Source organism: Horticoccus luteus (genome assembly GCF_019464535.1).
In the GTDB taxonomy this organism is placed as follows: Bacteria; Verrucomicrobiota; Verrucomicrobiia; order Opitutales; family Opitutaceae; genus Horticoccus; species Horticoccus luteus.
The window spans coordinates 2519011-2533888 of record NZ_CP080507.1 but is presented as its reverse complement, the minus strand read 5'-3'; the positions used below and the strand labels follow the sequence as shown (position 1 = coordinate 2533888).

The window sequence follows — 14878 nt, the reverse complement described above, 5'->3', positions numbered from 1 at the left end:
CGCTGGAATCAGACCAGCACGGCGGGAGAGGCCAGACGTTCAGACACGGCGTGCCAGACTTTTTTCTCAATCGCGTCGGCGGACAAAGTGCCGTCGATCACGACAAAGCGGTCGGGCATGCCTTTGGCCAGGACGAGGTAACCTTCGCGCACCTTTTCGTAGAAATCGATGTTCTCGCGCTCCATGCGATCCGGGAGATCGGAGGCGCGCTGACGGATGCGTTCGAGGCTCACATCGGTGGGCACGTCGATGACAATGGTCATGTCGGGCATCACGTTGCCGACGGCGAAGCGGTTGATCTGGTTGACGGGATCGGCGGCGAGGTTGCGACCGATGCCTTGGTAAACGGTGGACGAATCGAGAAAGCGGTCGCTGAGGACGATGGCGCCGCGAATGAGAGCGGGCGCGATGATCTCGCGGACGAGCTGGGCGCGGGCGGCGGTGAACAGGAGGAGCTCGGTCTCCGCGCACATTTCGTCGCCTTTGGAATTATGGACGATGATATTGCGGATCTGCTCACCGATCTCGGTGCCGCCGGGCTCGCGGGTCGTGACAACCTCGTGATGCGCTTTCTGCAGATGCGCCGCGAGGCGGGAAAGCTGGGTCGATTTGCCCGAGCCTTCGGACCCTTCGAATGAGATGAGTTTGCCGGCGGGTTTCTGTTTCAGAGGCATGGTGCGACGTTGGGGAAATTATTGCCAGTTGGCGAGGAAGGTTTCGAGGTCGCCGTGGCTCGGACTGCGGGCGGTGCGCACGTAATGCCCACTGGTGCAGACGCCAACCCCGAGGCAACTTTCCGGGGAAAGCCCGATGAGCTGGCCGGCGGTAAACCCGGCGTTGAAATGATCGCCGGCGCCCGTGGTGATGAGCGGTTGCGCGACATACGGGCCGGGAACCCAGTGCGTGGCGTCGCGGGTCGCGCAGGCGGCGGATTCCTTCGGGTGCACGACGACAGTCGTCAGATCGAGGTGTTGGCGAATGTCCGCGGCCATCTGGCGCAGGCCTTCTTCGGCCTCAGTCAACGGAGCAAACCCGAGCGTGGCGTGAACCTGTTGCGCCTCCTTGAGGTTGAGGCCGAGGGTGACGCGGCCGAATTGTTCAAACTTGGCGATCGTGGCGAGGGCGTAGGCAAGATCGGCGCGGGAGCGTTTTTCGGGATCGCAGAGATCGAAGAAGAAGAGGCGGCCGGGGCGCACGGGGGTTTGCGGGAGGACGCGTTCCACGAGGTCGGTAAAGACGGCGGTGAGGTTGGGAATCATCGTCCAGTTGACGAGGGCGACGAGGTCGGAGCGGGCGAGGGCGTCGCGATAGCCGTCGGCGCCGAGCACGGCGGAGATTTTCTCCGGGGTGATCTCGTCGAGCGAGCGCATGAGGCCGAGCATGATTTTGCCGTCGTTGAATTCCGCGGCGACGGTGTGGGCGGGGGCGCAGAGGGAGATGACTTCGGCGTGTTGCGCGAGGTCGGCAAACACGGGATGCACGGTGCCTTCGCCGAGCGCGCCGACGTAGGTCACGCGAGCGCCTTGGGCGAGAAGGGCGTTGGCCATGATGGGACCGTTGCCGCCGAGTTTATCCATGCGCGGATAGAGCTCGATGTTGGTGCTTTTGCCCGCCGCGCCGACGATGCGCTGGCCGAATTCGGCGATGCCGGCGAACGGCGTGAAATTTTCGCCCTGGCTCGCCCGCAGCGCCACGGGGGTGACGATGGTGTCGACGAAGCCATCGAAGCCGAGCAGCGTGCGTCGCGAGGCGAGCATGCCGCGCGCGGCGCGCAGTTCCTGAAGCGTGCGGGTCTTGAAGTCCATAAGGGGAGAAAAAGCAGGAAAAAATTTCCCCAACGAACGAGCAACCAGAAACGGGGCGGGGCCGGCCGGTTTGCCGTTGAATGCGTCCGGCAAAACCGCCAACTCTCACGCCACATGCTCGCTGTGCCTCCGCCCCTCTTCGCCACCACGAACATCATCCAAGTTTTTCTGCGCTGCGACACCGTCGGCCAGGTGATCACGGTCGGGCTCGGCGTGTTCAGCCTGATCGCGTGGACGATCATGTTCGGCAAACACTACGAGTTGAAACGCCTGCGTTTGCTCAACCACTCGTTCGAGGGGCATCTGCGCGACCAGCGCACGCTGCTCGACTTGCCGGAGTCGTATCGCAGTCGGCGCTCGATTCCCTACGCGGACCTGTTTGCGGACGCGATGGAGTCGTATTGGCGGGCGGCGGCGATCGGGAAGGAGAAGGGCGTGGACAGCCAGCGGTCGCGGCTGGAGCACACGGAAAACGCGCTCCAGCGCGCGCTCGCGCGGCAGACGTTGCGCTACGAATCGAGCATGATCTTCCTGGCGACGATCGTCACGGGCGCGCCGTTTCTCGGGTTGCTCGGCACGGTGTGGGGCGTGATGGAGGCGTTTAGCGCGGTGTCGGTGCAGCAAACGGCGTCGATTCAGACGCTGGCGCCGGGCGTTTCGGCGGCGTTGCTGACGACCATCGCGGGCCTGGTGGTCGCGATCCCCTCGGTGTTCGGCTACAATTACCTCCTGGCGAACAGCAAGCGGTTGATCACGGAAATCGAAAACTATGCGAGCGCGCTGGCGGATCGCATCGAGCTGGAAAGCCAGTAACGGGCACGACCATGGCGCGCACTTTCCGACGCAAGCAGGCGGCGCATCCGATCTCGGAGCTCAACGTCACCAACCTGATCGACGTGGCGTTCACGTTGTTGATTATTTTCATGATCGCGACGCCCCTCATCCAGCAGGAGCAGACGATCCCGATCAACCTGCCGGCCGAATCGAAGAGCGCGCAGCAGCCGCCCGATAAGGACCAGCGTTTCGTGGCGATCTCGATCAACGGGCAGGGCGAATATTACGTGAGCGATCAGCCGGTGAGCTTCCGGGAGTTGCAGTCGAAATTGCGGGCGTTTGCCGAAGAGGCGAAGCCGCCGGTGATCCGCATCCGCGGCGATGCGAAAGTGCCGTATGAAAAAGTCATCCAATTGATGGATGAGTTGAAAAAGAACAATCTCTCCAAGGTGACGTTCGACACCCAGGCTGAGGGGTGAGGGAAACTGCACGATGACGGTTCGCTCGCCGGGCGCCTTTCTGCTTTCCGCGCTCCTTCACGGAGCGCTCGTGGCGCTGGTGCTGTTTTTTGCCTACGCGCTGCAACCGCGGCAGCCGGAGACGACGAAGGTGTTCCAACTCGTCGCGGGCGAAGGCGACAATTTCGCCGCGACGGACGCGCCAGCCCTCGGCGAAGAAGGCGGCGTGAAGTTGACCGTCAACATCCCTGAACCCGTGCCGCAGCGTCCGACGCCGATCGTCGAAACGGCGCCGCCGGAGCCGACGCCCGCGCCACAGCCGGAGCCACAGCCAGCGCCGGCGACAGTCATCCCCACGCCGGCGGAAAAAGCGCCGGTGAAACCGGTCGAAACCAAGGCGCCGAATTTCGCGAAAGATGTGAAACGCATCGCGGACAAGCGCGCAAAGCGGCTGGAAACGAAATACCGGCATGAACGGGAGGCGGCGGAAAAGAAGGCGAAGGCCGAGGAAGCGGCGCGGCAAAAGCAGATGACGAAGGCGGAGTTCGACAAGCTGCATGGCACGAAGACGACGGCCACGAAAGCGGGGCCCGCGCCGAAGGTGGCGAAGATCGATGCCGAAGGCATCCGCAGCGGCGTGCTCGGGGGTTCGACGAGCAACAAAACCGGCGGCGCGGGCGGACGAGCATTGCACCGCGACGACGGCGACGATCTGGATATGTATTACGCCTTGTTGAAATCGCGCGCGCACGACGCGTTGGAAAAACCGCCGGGCCTGAGCGACACGCTCGTGACGGAGGTGACGTTTAACATGAGCCCGAGCGGCACGATTTCCGGAGCCCGGGTGACGCAGACATCGGGCAGTCCGGAGTTTGACGCAGCGGCGCTGGCGGCGATCAATCGGGTGCGGATGCCGAATCGTCCGGATCGCAAAAGTGAGAATGGTCTGTCGCTGCTGTTCCGGATGCGTGACCCCGTGGACAACGGTTGAAAAAGTCCTTGCGTTCAGACGGTGAAGCCCGATTTTCCTCCGTCCTGTCTTTTACGGGCTCTTAGCTCAGTTGGTAGAGCGCCTCAATGGCATTGAGGAGGTCAGCGGTTCGAACCCGCTAGGGTCCACCAATTTACCCGCCGCAAGGCGGGTTTTTTGTTGGGCGGTGGCAAACAACTCGCCGCGCGGAGCGGCGCTCAACAAGTCGAAGCCCGGCGAGCGTCTCAAAGAAGCAACGAACGGCTTTGGCGTGGCGGCGGAAATCACCTGCACGCCGCTGACCGAGCGCGACGCCGCGACGGGAGCATTCACCGTGTTTGAAAAAGGACCCGTGGACGACTCCACCGCGCCGGACACCATCGCCGTGATTGCCCCCATGCATGTCGTCAAGACCGTCGAGAACGTTAGCGAATTCAGCTTCGGCGCGGCGCACGAACGCGTGAAGCAGGTGAGTCACCTCGGCACCACGCTCTACATCGGCAGCCTTTTCGAGAAGGTCACCGGCACAGGCGGGAGCCCGTTGGTGGAGAACCGCCACTACATCATGGCGCCGACGGGCCGGGTCGCCGTTTACGTGGAGCGCAATGACTCGACCCACGAAGTACAATACTTTCACACCGATGGGCTTGGTTCGATCACGGCCGTGACCAACGAACTCGGGCAGGTCGTGAAGCGCTTCGCCTTCGACGCATGGGGCAAGCGATTCGATGTCGACCTGAGCACCTACGCGACCGCGCTCGTCACCTCGGCCAACAATTACAAAGTCACCCGCGGCTTCACCGATCACGAGCACCTCGACGACCTCGGCCTCATCCACATGAATGGCCGCGTCTATGACCCCGTGCTGGGGCGGTTCCTCTCGGCGGACCCATTCGTAGGGGATGCTGGAGACTCGCAGGATTACAACCGGTACTCCTATCTTTCGAACAATCCCTTGGGTGGCACCGATCCGAGCGGCTACTTCAGTCTGAAAGATGTCGGTGTCATCGTCGCAGTTGTGGTCGCGGCAGTCGTGACCGCTGGCGCAGCATTGGTCGCAGTCGGTGCGATGTGCGGCCAATATTTTTCACTGGCGGTCGCGCTTCAGGCGATGGCTGGTGTGGCCGGAGCGCCGGCGCTCACTGCCTTTGGCGCGGTAGTCGCGGGGGCGGGTGCTGGGTTCGGATCCGCTTTCGCTGGATCATTGCTCAACGGCGGTAGTGTCGGCGACGCGTTTAAGGCTGGTGCGATCGGTGCAGTTGTTGGAGGCATCGCGGGAGGGCTGACCTATGGGATCGGGTCGGCGTTTCCGGACAAGGATCAACTTTTTGAGCGCATGCTTGCGCACGGCGTTGCCGAAGGTGGCGTTTCTGAAGCTCAAGGAGGTCAGTTCCGCCATGGCTTTTACGCGGGCTTCTTCACAGCCGGGGCTTCGCCCTTCGTCGGCAACGGATATGCCGGCGCTGTTGAATCCGCTGTTGTTGGTGGAACGGCCTCAGCGCTCGGCGGAGGCAAGTTTGCCAATGGCGCCGTTAGTGGAGCGTTCCAGTATCTTCTCAACGCCGCACAGCATGAGTCGCAGCTTCCATCAAACGAGCAGGACGCCAAGGTTTCGGTCGGCTTTTATGATAAATCCGACAAGGGCGACTTCCTGAACAGTGCTGCTTCGCACGAGGACTTCGAGGCCGGCGCGAATGCTCGGAGCACCCTGTCCGTCGGCGTATCGAACGAAAAAGAGATTGCAGAGTGGTTCAAAAACAACCCTGGCAAGGTCGATTCGATTGGGTTCTTCGGACACGGAAACAGCGACGGCATTTACATCAACGGCAAGGCTGTTTCGGCGAGCACGATCAGGCTGTTCGCGAATCACCTGAATCCGTCCGGGAAGGCTTACTTCTTCGCGTGTGAGGTAGGTGCAGCCGGCGGAGGAACGCCCAATGCCTGGGCACGGAGATACTTCTATCAAGGCCAGACGATTTATGCCGCCAAAGACTTAATCAAATACACAACCGAGCATCGCCCCGGCGGACCTGTTCACACGGGGAGGATGGGAACCGATGGTGACTATCTGTGGATGTGGAGTTACACGGGAGGCAAAAAACCATGATTACAAAGACACCTCTTCGAATTGTTCTTGGCCTGTTTCTCACGGGATGGCTCTTCCCAAAAAGTCTGCGTGCGGCCGATGCCATGCACGCCACCGCGACTGTCAGTGCGTTGAAATATGAGTTCGATCCGAACGCACCCGACAAACTGAAAGAGCGAGATGCCTACCTCGCGAGATACAAGGTGGTGATCACAAATAAAGGGACCAAGTCGCTCCGAATCCCGACTGCTGATTTTATCAAGGGAGGCGAAGCCGGTCCGAACTACACGAGAACCACGCTGGTCTGGGATCTCGACACGAACGACGACGGCGTGACAACCGTGGTGCCCGAAGCTGATCTGAAGCCCGTTCTGCTTCGGCCAAATGAGGCGGTAACGATTCGTTGGCAGGAGCTCGTGTATGAGTTGTCCCGCCTGGATCAGGTGCAGATCACACTTCGGATCACCGAAACTTTTGGGAAGCGTTACGATGTTTGGGCGGGGGAAATCGTCGTCAGTGACATCCAGGTGTATCGCGAGAAAAAGCAGTGAGTGGTTGCTTGCGCTCACGAGCAACGTGGAACATGCGGCACACGTCGCGCCATCGCTACGCGATGTCACGCCGTCTGCTTCCTCCTTCGCTGGCGCTTCGTCCGGAGGAGTGAACGAGTCGAATGGGGTCAAACGAGTCGAATGGGGTCAGGCTTTGTAATATGTAGTCGAGGGAACGAAGGCCATCGACGACGTGGGAGACATGGCACGCCCGTTGATCCCGGAAGAGCCCGGCTTTTTTGCGATCGCGCGGAGGGCACCGGTCAAGGGTCAGGTTTTGTAATATGTAGTTGACGGGGCGAAAGCCATTAATGGAGTGTGGGCATGGCGAGACCATTGCGGATGGAATCGGAGGCGGGGGTTTATCATGTGATCAACCGGGGCAATTACCGGGCGGATATTTTTCGGAGTGAAAAGACCCGGGCGGCGTTCCTGACGTGTTTGGATGAAGCCTGTGCCAAAACGGGCTGGCAGGTGCATGCGTGGTGCCTGATGTCGAATCACTACCATCTGGCGGTCTCCACGCCCGCCGCCAATTTGGTGGAAGGGATGCGCTGGTTGCAGGGGACCTTCGCGGTGCGGTTCAACCGATTGCGTGAGGAACGTGGCCATCTTTTCCAAGGTCGTTACAAGAGTTTGATCGTCGATCCCGACGCCGGGCTCGGCCCGCTTTGTCATTACATCCATCTCAATCCCGTCCGCGCCGGGTTGCGAAACGTCGCCGACCTGACCGAATATCCCTGGGCGAGCCTGCACTGGTTGATGAATTCGAAAAAACGTCCCGACTGGTATGATCCGCAACCGGCGTTGACGCATGCCGGATCCCTTGCGGACACCGCCGCCGGGCGGAAGAAATACCTGGGATATCTGAACTGGCTCGCCGAGGATGAACCGGCCCAGAAGGAGCAGAGGTTTGCCGAGATGTCGAAAGGGTGGATCGTGGGAACCACGAGTTTTGCCAAAGCAGTCCTGCAGGAGCACCGGGCTCTGGTGGGGCAGGGACGGCGGATGGCCGCCGAAATGAAGGCGACCCGCGAGGCGCTTTGGCAGGAAGAGTTAGCGGCCTTGCTGGCCAGACTCAAACGCGGGCCCGCGGACGTGGAGCAGGAAAGGAAATCAGCGGTTTGGAAAACCGCGTTGGCGGCGGCGATGAAAGACCGCACGACGGCGACCAACCGCTGGCTGGGAGAGGCCCTCAATATGGGAGGCCTGCACGAAGTCAGTCGTCAGGTTGGGCGTTGGAAACGAAACCCGGATGTGCGATTGAGCAAGCAACTGGCATGAACTACAAACTACAAAGCCAGACCCCCTTTTCCGGTACCCGGTGATAGGTAACAAACTATCCGGAGTGATAGGTGACACTTTTTGTTGATAGGTTGGGAGGGTTGGAGGCCAAGTATATTTAAGGGGAGGGTTTAAGGGAGGGGGCTTGGCTCCCTCCCTTTTCTGGATGGATCGGGCGGAAGGGAGCGACGTAGGCGGTCGGTTTGAAGCGGCCACCTTCGGCATCAAAGCGCAGATGGCCGAGCAGGATATTGGCAAAATGCAGTTCCGTCTGGCCGTCGGGAGCACGGCGCAGGCCCACGCGTTTGCCGGCGAAGGCTTCGCCGAGGTGGTAGTTCTTTCCTTCGTGGGCGACATGGCCGCTGGTGCTGACCACCTTCACCTCGAACTCCGGGGCATAGACGATGGGTTTGTCGTGCTCGTTCAAGCGTCGGGTGCTGGGACGGTAAACCTCGGCCGGACGTTGCAGGTTCAGCGCCTCGTGCGGTCGTTCGTGGTTGTAGGTGTGCCGCCAGCGCTCGAAGCGGCGCTGCTGGGCGGTGAAGGTGGGCGAAGGAGGTTGGGTGGCCTCGGCCTTGAGATCGCGGTGCATGCGCTCGTGCGAGCCGTTGTCCTGTGGCGAGGCCGGGCGGGTGAACTCGACTTCGATGCCCTGCTCAATCCACCCCACGCTCAAGGCGGAGAGCCGGCCCAGCCCGGTCGAGGCGAAGGGCGATCCAAGGTCCACCCGGATGATCTCGGGCAGGCCGGTCTGGCGCATGAGCGCCCGGAAGGTCGCCCAGGGTCCGGCGGAACTGCTGGTCGGGCTGGCCCCGCACCGCCATGACGTAATGGCTGTAGCGGTCGCAGATGGTCAGCGGATCGCAGCGCTGGTTGTTGCCGAGCAGGAACCAGCCTTTGAAGTCCACGGTCCAGACCTGATTGGGCTGATTGGGCACCGTCAGCGCCTGGTTGAGGGCGGGATAAACCCCGGGCCGACGGCGGCGCTTCACGCTCTGCCCGTGCCGCCGCAGGATCTCGCCGATGGTGCTGCAAGCCGGTGGCCGTTCCACCCCGTGCTTGGTCTCCAGCAAGTCCTGGATCTTTTTCGGCCCCCAGGTCCGGTGCAGGCGACGCTCCGCCAGGACCAGCTTCTCGATCTGCGCGTCCGTGCGCTGCGGAAAACGGTGCGGGCGGTGGCTGCGCGGGCTCAAAGCCGCAGGCCGCCTTCGGCGTAGCGTTCCAAATGCTTATAGGCCGTCTTCCGGCTGATGTTAAACTGCTCGCACAGATCCGTGATCGTGAACCGATCGGTCTGCGCCAAGCTGACGAAACGAATGATCTCTTCCATTGGGGTGGTGGTTTTCCACGGCATAGTGCCGCAGAGTGTAACCCATCACCCCGGATAATCTGTCACCTATCACTCCGGATCATACCCGCCCGCTATTGGTTGCCGCTTTTCCTATCCTCCTGATCGTAATCTCCTAGGTCGCAAATTATATAAACGCGACTATCTATTTTTTCTCCCCACTTATCGACAAAATATTTTGTAACATCTCCAAGCTCTTGATTAAATGGCACCAAAATTCCACTACGGCGACCCTCATAGAAAAAAGCGGCTTCATACTTATTATGACGCCCGATCAAAGCAACTTTCGACTGCTCTGCCCGAAAGTGCAAAAACTGCCAGTCCACCGGTCGATCTAATATTACGTTACTGAGACTTCCTGGTAATGACACAGTGTATTTTTCAACGCCAGCGATATTGGCATTTTTATCTACCCACTGCAAAAGGTAAGACTTAACACCTATGCTCGAAACCACTGACATCAACTTACGACATTCCCTCCTTTCTCGCGTAAACGACAAGTAAACATCGGCACCCACTATTGCTAACGCTATAAAAAATATAGCAATTAGAAACCATCCCATTAAATTTAATTTTTTCATCGCTTTCACTTTCTATATCGCGAGTTGTAAAACTCAAAACCTCTCTCCGACCACTTTACAAGACCTAGCACTGCCTCATCGCTCCTGCGTGGCTGATGCTTAAAGGTATTATACCACACTATCATTCTCGTATTTGGGCTACTCCATCCGCGAGCTGCACTTGCCATTCCTTGAAAATAATAGCTAACATCACCTCCGAAGTATTTTTTGCCATCAATCACAAACATCGTCGACCCCCAGGAACGAGTCGAATGGGGAACGAGTCGAATGGGGTCAGGCTTTGTAATATGTAGTCGACGGAACGAAGGCCATCGATGACGTGGGAGACATGGCACGCCCGTTGATCCCGGAAGAGCCCGGCTTTTTTGCGATCGCGCGGCGGGAGCGAGCGGCGTCGAAACATAACAGTACGGGCCGCCGACGGGCTCAAAAGTGAAACTGATCAATGTTGGCCGTGGTGAAGACCAGAGGTTGTCCGAGAAGGATTTGGTCGCGGTCCACCTTGAGTGGGCCGAGCCGGCCGGCGGTGAAACTCGTGTCGCCACGCTTGAGCCGGCCTTCGCGGGCCGCCGCGGATGCGTACACGGTGAGGTAGCCGAGATCGCGGGTATTCCAGAGCACGATGCTTTGCACCCAACCTTCGTGAAGGTAATCGCGGCAGAGGTTGGGCGTGGAAAGACCGGTCAGTTTTACGTTGTGGTTGTCGGCCTGCTTGAGCGCCTCGGCGGCGCCGGGGACGGCGGGCGAGCAGATGGCGATGAGCACTTTTACGCCGGGGTAGGCCTGCACGATGTTGCGGGCCTCGGTCATGGCTTTGTCGCGCTGGCCGTCGCAGGGATGAATCGTCGCGAGGGTCATGCCGGGATGCGCGGCCGCCATGCGCGCCTTGATGGCTTTGATCCATTCGTTCTGGTTCGTGTCAGTCAGGGTCGCGGTGATGATGGCGTATTGCCCCTGGCCGTCGGCGAGGCGGGCGCCTTCGTCGGCGAGGGTGGAGCCGATGCCTTCGGCGGTGGCTTGGTTAACGAAGAATTCGCGCGCGTCGGGCTCGGCGTCGGAATCCCAAGTGAGCACGGTGATGCCTTGGTTCTGGGCTTTGCGCAGGACGGACGAGATGGCGGCGGGGTTGACGAGCGCGCCGGCGATCACGTCCACGCCCTTGGTAATCCAGCCGTTGACGATTTCGTTCTGGGCGGCGGGATCGCCGGTGATGGGGCCGTTCCAGAGGAGATTGACGTCGAGTTCGCGCGCGGCTTCGTCGGCGCCCTCTTTGCAGGTGACGAAATAAGGATCGGTGGTGGTTTTTGGCGTGACGGCGATCGTAAGTTTGGCGGGCGCGGGGGCGGTGCGGGTGGCGGCGACGCTGCGCAGCGAGCGAACGAGCCACCAGTTACTCCCGGCGACGAGGAGGGCGGCCGCAAACATCGCGGCGACGAGGAGGGCGATCTGGCTGTTTTTCATGTGGAATTCCTCCGGAGCAAGTGGGGTCGATGGGCGGAGCAAGGAAATCTGACGGGTGCGGCGCATCCGCGTCCACGACTGGTTGAGAATGATGGCGACCAGAAGAATCAGTCCGGCGCCCAAGCCGGCGATTTCCTCGGGTTCACCGGCGAGGCGCAGGCCGTTTTGCAACACGACGAGGCAGAGCAGACCGAGCAACGAGCCGTGGAGCGTGCCGCGTCCGCCCATGATGGACGTGCCACCCAGCACGACGGCGGCGATCGCGGGCAATTCGTAGCCGAAGCCGGCGTCCGCCTTGGCCTGGCCGATGCGGGCGACGTAAATGAGGCCGGCGAGCGCGGAGCAGAGGCCGCAAATCACGTAGGCGCGGACAAGCACGCGGTTGACGCGGACGCCCGCGAAGCGCGCTCCGGCGGCGTTGAAGCCGAGGGCGGCGATTTCGCGGCCAAGTTTCGCGCGGTGCAGCATGAGCCAGAGGCCGGCGAATACGGCTGCGAACAAGGGCAGTTGCGCGGGCACCCAACCGGCGACGCGACCTTGGCCGAGGTTGAGAAACCATGTCGGAAAACCCGAGTAGCTGGCGTAACCGCCGGTCATCGCCTCAGCGAGGCCGCGATAGAGCGAGAAAGTGCCGAGCGTGACGATGAGCGGCGGCACGCGGAGGCGGGTGATGAGCAGGCCGTGAAACGCGCCGCCCGCGGCTCCGAGCAGCAGGGTAACGACGAGCGCCGCGCCGAGGGGAAGTCCGAGGACCGACCAGGCGCCGCCGAGCACGACGGCGGCCAAGCCCATCATGGAAGCGACCGAAAGATCGATGCCGCCGGTTTTGATCACGGGCGTGAGGCCGAGCACGAGCAGTCCGATCTCGGCGGCCTGGCGGACCAGATCAAATGCGTTGTTGGTCGTGAAAAAATGGGGCGCGGTCAGTCCAAAGACGGAAATCTCCAGCGCCAACACGACCAACAGCACCCATTCGGCGTTGGGGCACCAGCGGGCCAGCCAAGGCGGGCGAGCGGTAGCGGTCTCAGTCATGCGCGTGGTCCCGCCCAAACGCGGTGTCGCTGACGACGGCGGCGAGGATGATGAGTCCCTCGATCGCCTGCGCCCACGCCGGGTTGATGTGCAAAAACGTGAGCACGGTGCCGATCATGCCCAGCAGCACGACGCCCAGGAGCGTGCCGAGGAGATTGCCCCGGCCGCCGGTGACTGCCGTGCCGCCGACGACGACAGCCGCGATGACCTGCAGCTCGAAGCCCACGCCGGCGTTGGTTTCGATGGTGGGATAACGCGTGAAGTTGAACAACGCGGCCATCGCCGTGAGCGTGCCGAGGAGAACGAACGCGGCGAGAATGATGGCGGGCGGATTGAGCCCGACGCGCCGCGCCGCCACCCGGTCGCAACCGACCGCATAAAGCGAGCGGCCGAGCGACGTCTGCCGCAGCGTCCAGACACCCGCGACAACGAGGGCGAGCGCGAGCATGAGATAGACAGGTTGCGCGAGGTTTTGGCCGAGGCCGAACCATTGGAATCCGGGGGGCAGATTTTGAATCCACGCGCCGCCCGTCGCGTGGATGATGCCGTTGCGGAGGATCGCCATGGTGCCGAGCGTCGCGATGATCGACGGCACGCGGGCCCAGGCGACGAGCAGACCGTTGACGGCGCCGAAGAGCGCGCCGGCGCCGAGGGTGGTGGCGACGACCAACGGCATCGGCAGTCCTGCTTGAGCGGTCAGGCCGGCGAGGGCGCCGCAAACGACGAAGACCGAGCCGACCGAGATGTCGATTTCCGCAACGATGATGACGGCGGTCATGCCGATCGCGGTGACCAGAACGGGCACGTTGTCGAGCGCGAGGTTGCGCAGATTGGCCACGGTATAAAAACCCGGCACGCCGAAGAGCGGCAGCAGGCCGAGCACGAGAATGGCGCCGAGGAGGGCGAGTTCGCGTTGGGCGGATTTCACGCGGAGACTTTCGTCATGGCGAGTTGCAGCACGTGTTCGCGCGTCGCGCCCGCAGCGGGGAGCACGCCGGCCACACCGCCCTCGCGCATGACGGCGATACGGTCGGCGAGCGCGAGGAGTTCCGGAAGTTCGGAGGAGATGAGGATGAGGGCGAGGCCCTGCCGGGCCAGCTCGCCCATCAGGCGGTGAAGTTCCGCCTTCGCGCCGACATCGATGCCTTGCGTGGGCTCGTCGAGGATCAGCACGCGCGGATGAGTGGCGAGCCAGCGGGCGAGGGCGACTTTCTGCTGGTTGCCGCCGGACAGGGCGCGAGCGGGCGTGTGCAGCGACGGCGCTTTTACGCCGAGACGGTGCGAGTAATCGGCGGCGATGGCCCGCTCGCGAGCGTCGTGCAACCAGAGGCCTCCCTCGCGGCGAAGTTGCGCGAGGGAAATATTTTCCGCGATCGACAAATCTTCGATCACGCCGTGCGCTTTGCGGTCCTCGGGCACGTAAGCGAGTCCGTGCGCAATAGCTTCGGAGGGAGAGCGGACCGTGACGGATTTTCCGTCGAGGAGGATCTCTCCGGCGGTCGCGGGCGTGAGGCCGAAGAGAGTGCGGGCCAATTCGGTGCGGCCCGCGCCGACGAGACCGGCGAGCCCGAGGATTTCGCCGCGCCGCACGGTCAAATTGATGTCGCGCACGCCGGTCGCCGCACAAGTGAGGCCGCGCGTTTCGAGGGCGATGTTGCCGGGCGTCACCGGTGTTTTGGGAAACAATTCGGTGAGCTCGCGGCCGGCCATGAGCTGGATGAGGCGGGCGCGGTCCACGTCGGCGCGCGGGTGGCAGCCGATCCACGCGCCGTCGCGCAGCACGGTGAACCGGTCGGCGATGCGCAGAACCTCTTCGAGCCGGTGAGAAATGTAGAGGATGCCGGAGCCGTCGGCGCGAAGTTTCTCCACGAGGTCGAGCAGCCGGTCGGCGTCTTCGCGGGAGAGCGCGGCGGTGGGTTCGTCGAGGATGAGCACGCGCGCGTGGCGACCGAGGGCGCGCGCGATTTCGATGAGTTGTTTTTCGGCCATGCGCAGGGAACGCACGGGGCGGTCGAGATCGAGGGTGACGCCGATGCGGTCGAGCCGGCTGCGCGCCAGGGCCCGGCGGGCACGCCACGAAATCACCGGGCCGTCTTCACCGAGACAAAGGTTCTCCATCACGGAGAGCTCATTGAACAATGTGGGGTTTTGGTAAACGGCGGCGAGGCCCAGCGCGGTCATGTGGCGGGGCGTAGGCTCGGTGATCAGCTGGTCCGCCACGCGGAATTCGCCGCCGGGATCGGCGGGCTCAAGGCCGGTGAGAATTTTGATGAGCGTGCTCTTCCCTGCACCATTTTCACCGAGCAGCGCGTGCACCTCGCCGGGGCGAAGCGTGAACTGCACGTCGCGCAGCGCGCGAGCGCCGGGGTAGGTTTTGGAGATGTGGTTGAGCGCGAGAAGCACAGGAAAACGGAGGCGCGAAGATTGTCCGGCGGCAGTGGGTTCCTCAGGTCGGGGCGAAGTCAGTCAATCCGCGGCGCTCGGAGCTCGACGGGGCGCGGCGACATTCTTGAACCACGCGGCGGGCG

At 62.1% G+C, this 14878-nt stretch carries 15 protein-coding genes and 1 tRNA gene; 7 read left to right on the top strand and 9 right to left on the bottom strand.

Annotation, left to right across the window (positions count from 1 at the left end):
- Nucleotides 1-8 precede the first annotated feature (8 nt).
- Nucleotides 9-674, bottom strand: coding sequence for a dTMP kinase (gene tmk / locus K0B96_RS10515; RefSeq protein WP_220160861.1), 666 nt, complete (start codon nt 672-674; stop codon nt 9-11).
- An 18-nt stretch (nt 675-692) separates the two neighbouring features.
- Nucleotides 693-1805, bottom strand: a complete 1113-nt coding sequence (locus K0B96_RS10510) for a PfkB family carbohydrate kinase (RefSeq protein WP_220160860.1) — start codon at nt 1803-1805, stop codon at nt 693-695.
- A 114-nt stretch (nt 1806-1919) separates the two neighbouring features.
- Between K0B96_RS10510 and K0B96_RS10505 the strand changes: the two genes are divergently transcribed.
- The 7 genes from K0B96_RS10505 to K0B96_RS10475 all read left to right on the top strand — a co-directional run bounded on the left by K0B96_RS10505 (nt 1920) and on the right by K0B96_RS10475 (nt 7928).
- Entirely contained in the window at nt 1920-2618 is a 699-nt protein-coding gene (locus tag K0B96_RS10505; RefSeq protein ID WP_220160859.1) for a MotA/TolQ/ExbB proton channel family protein, read from the top strand.
- An 11-nt stretch (nt 2619-2629) separates the two neighbouring features.
- Nucleotides 2630-3058 (top strand): ExbD/TolR family protein, encoded by a 429-nt coding sequence (locus K0B96_RS10500; RefSeq protein ID WP_220160858.1) that lies wholly within the window; start codon nt 2630-2632, stop codon nt 3056-3058.
- A 13-nt stretch (nt 3059-3071) separates the two neighbouring features.
- Nucleotides 3072-4028, top strand: coding sequence for a cell envelope integrity protein TolA (gene tolA / locus K0B96_RS10495; RefSeq protein ID WP_220160857.1), 957 nt, complete (start codon nt 3072-3074; stop codon nt 4026-4028).
- Nucleotides 4029-4083: 55 nt separating this feature from the next.
- Nucleotides 4084-4159, top strand: a tRNA-Ala gene (locus K0B96_RS10490).
- Nucleotides 4160-4194: 35 nt separating this feature from the next.
- Nucleotides 4195-6114 carry an RHS repeat-associated core domain-containing protein gene (locus K0B96_RS10485; RefSeq protein ID WP_220160856.1) on the top strand — a complete coding sequence of 640 codons (1920 nt, stop codon included), beginning with the start codon at nt 4195-4197 and terminating at the stop codon, nt 6112-6114.
- Complete coding sequence (locus tag K0B96_RS10480) at nt 6111-6644, top strand: hypothetical protein (RefSeq protein WP_220160855.1); 534 nt, start codon at nt 6111-6113, stop codon at nt 6642-6644. The genes K0B96_RS10485 and K0B96_RS10480 overlap by 4 nt, the downstream gene beginning before the upstream one ends.
- A gap of 342 nt (nt 6645-6986) precedes the next feature.
- Nucleotides 6987-7928 carry a transposase gene (locus K0B96_RS10475; RefSeq protein ID WP_220160854.1) on the top strand — a complete coding sequence of 314 codons (942 nt, stop codon included), beginning with the start codon at nt 6987-6989 and terminating at the stop codon, nt 7926-7928.
- A gap of 118 nt (nt 7929-8046) precedes the next feature.
- Here the strand turns inward: K0B96_RS10475 and K0B96_RS10470 are convergent, their stop codons facing one another.
- From K0B96_RS10470 to K0B96_RS10440, 7 genes are all read right to left on the bottom strand, one after another.
- Nucleotides 8047-8688, bottom strand: a complete 642-nt coding sequence (locus K0B96_RS10470; RefSeq protein ID WP_220160853.1) for an integrase core domain-containing protein — start codon at nt 8686-8688, stop codon at nt 8047-8049.
- A complete protein-coding gene (locus tag K0B96_RS10465) occupies nt 8585-9121 on the bottom strand; it encodes a hypothetical protein (protein WP_220160852.1) in 537 nt (178 codons plus the stop codon). The genes K0B96_RS10470 and K0B96_RS10465 overlap by 104 nt, the downstream gene beginning before the upstream one ends.
- Nucleotides 9118-9282: a helix-turn-helix domain-containing protein gene (locus K0B96_RS10460; RefSeq protein WP_220160851.1), complete on the bottom strand. Its 165-nt coding sequence runs from the start codon at nt 9280-9282 to the stop codon at nt 9118-9120. Before K0B96_RS10460 ends, K0B96_RS10465 begins: the two co-directional genes overlap by 4 nt.
- A gap of 68 nt (nt 9283-9350) precedes the next feature.
- Entirely contained in the window at nt 9351-9857 is a 507-nt protein-coding gene (locus K0B96_RS10455) for a hypothetical protein (RefSeq protein WP_220160850.1), read from the bottom strand.
- A gap of 426 nt (nt 9858-10283) precedes the next feature.
- Nucleotides 10284-12350 (bottom strand): substrate-binding domain-containing protein, encoded by a 2067-nt coding sequence (locus K0B96_RS10450; RefSeq protein ID WP_220160849.1) that lies wholly within the window; start codon nt 12348-12350, stop codon nt 10284-10286.
- Nucleotides 12343-13278, bottom strand: a complete 936-nt coding sequence (locus K0B96_RS10445; protein ID WP_220160848.1) for an ABC transporter permease — start codon at nt 13276-13278, stop codon at nt 12343-12345. Before K0B96_RS10445 ends, K0B96_RS10450 begins: the two co-directional genes overlap by 8 nt.
- On the bottom strand, nt 13275-14753 hold the full coding sequence (locus K0B96_RS10440) for a sugar ABC transporter ATP-binding protein (RefSeq protein ID WP_220160847.1): 1479 nt from the start codon (nt 14751-14753) through the stop codon (nt 13275-13277). The genes K0B96_RS10445 and K0B96_RS10440 overlap by 4 nt, the downstream gene beginning before the upstream one ends.
- Nucleotides 14754-14878 lie beyond the last annotated feature (125 nt).

Excerpts from the sequence above, each read along its gene's own strand:
- K0B96_RS10500 (WP_220160858.1), top strand. The coding sequence starts at position 2,630 with ATGGCGCGCACTTTCCGACGCAAGCAGGCGGCGCATCCGATCTCGGAG.
- K0B96_RS10475 (WP_220160854.1), top strand. The coding sequence starts at position 6,987 with ATGGAATCGGAGGCGGGGGTTTATCATGTGATCAACCGGGGCAATTAC.
- K0B96_RS10510 (WP_220160860.1), bottom strand. The coding sequence starts at position 1,805 with ATGGACTTCAAGACCCGCACGCTTCAGGAACTGCGCGCCGCGCGCGGC.
- K0B96_RS10450 (WP_220160849.1), bottom strand. The coding sequence starts at position 12,350 with ATGACTGAGACCGCTACCGCTCGCCCGCCTTGGCTGGCCCGCTGGTGC.
- K0B96_RS10460 (WP_220160851.1), bottom strand. The coding sequence starts at position 9,282 with ATGCCGTGGAAAACCACCACCCCAATGGAAGAGATCATTCGTTTCGTC.
- K0B96_RS10470 (WP_220160853.1), bottom strand. The coding sequence starts at position 8,688 with ATGCGCCAGACCGGCCTGCCCGAGATCATCCGGGTGGACCTTGGATCG.
- tolA (WP_220160857.1), top strand. The coding sequence starts at position 3,072 with ATGACGGTTCGCTCGCCGGGCGCCTTTCTGCTTTCCGCGCTCCTTCAC.
- K0B96_RS10505 (WP_220160859.1), top strand. The coding sequence starts at position 1,920 with ATGCTCGCTGTGCCTCCGCCCCTCTTCGCCACCACGAACATCATCCAA.
- K0B96_RS10455 (WP_220160850.1), bottom strand. The coding sequence starts at position 9,857 with ATGAAAAAATTAAATTTAATGGGATGGTTTCTAATTGCTATATTTTTT.
- K0B96_RS10480 (WP_220160855.1), top strand. The coding sequence starts at position 6,111 with ATGATTACAAAGACACCTCTTCGAATTGTTCTTGGCCTGTTTCTCACG.
- tmk (WP_220160861.1), bottom strand. The coding sequence starts at position 674 with ATGCCTCTGAAACAGAAACCCGCCGGCAAACTCATCTCATTCGAAGGG.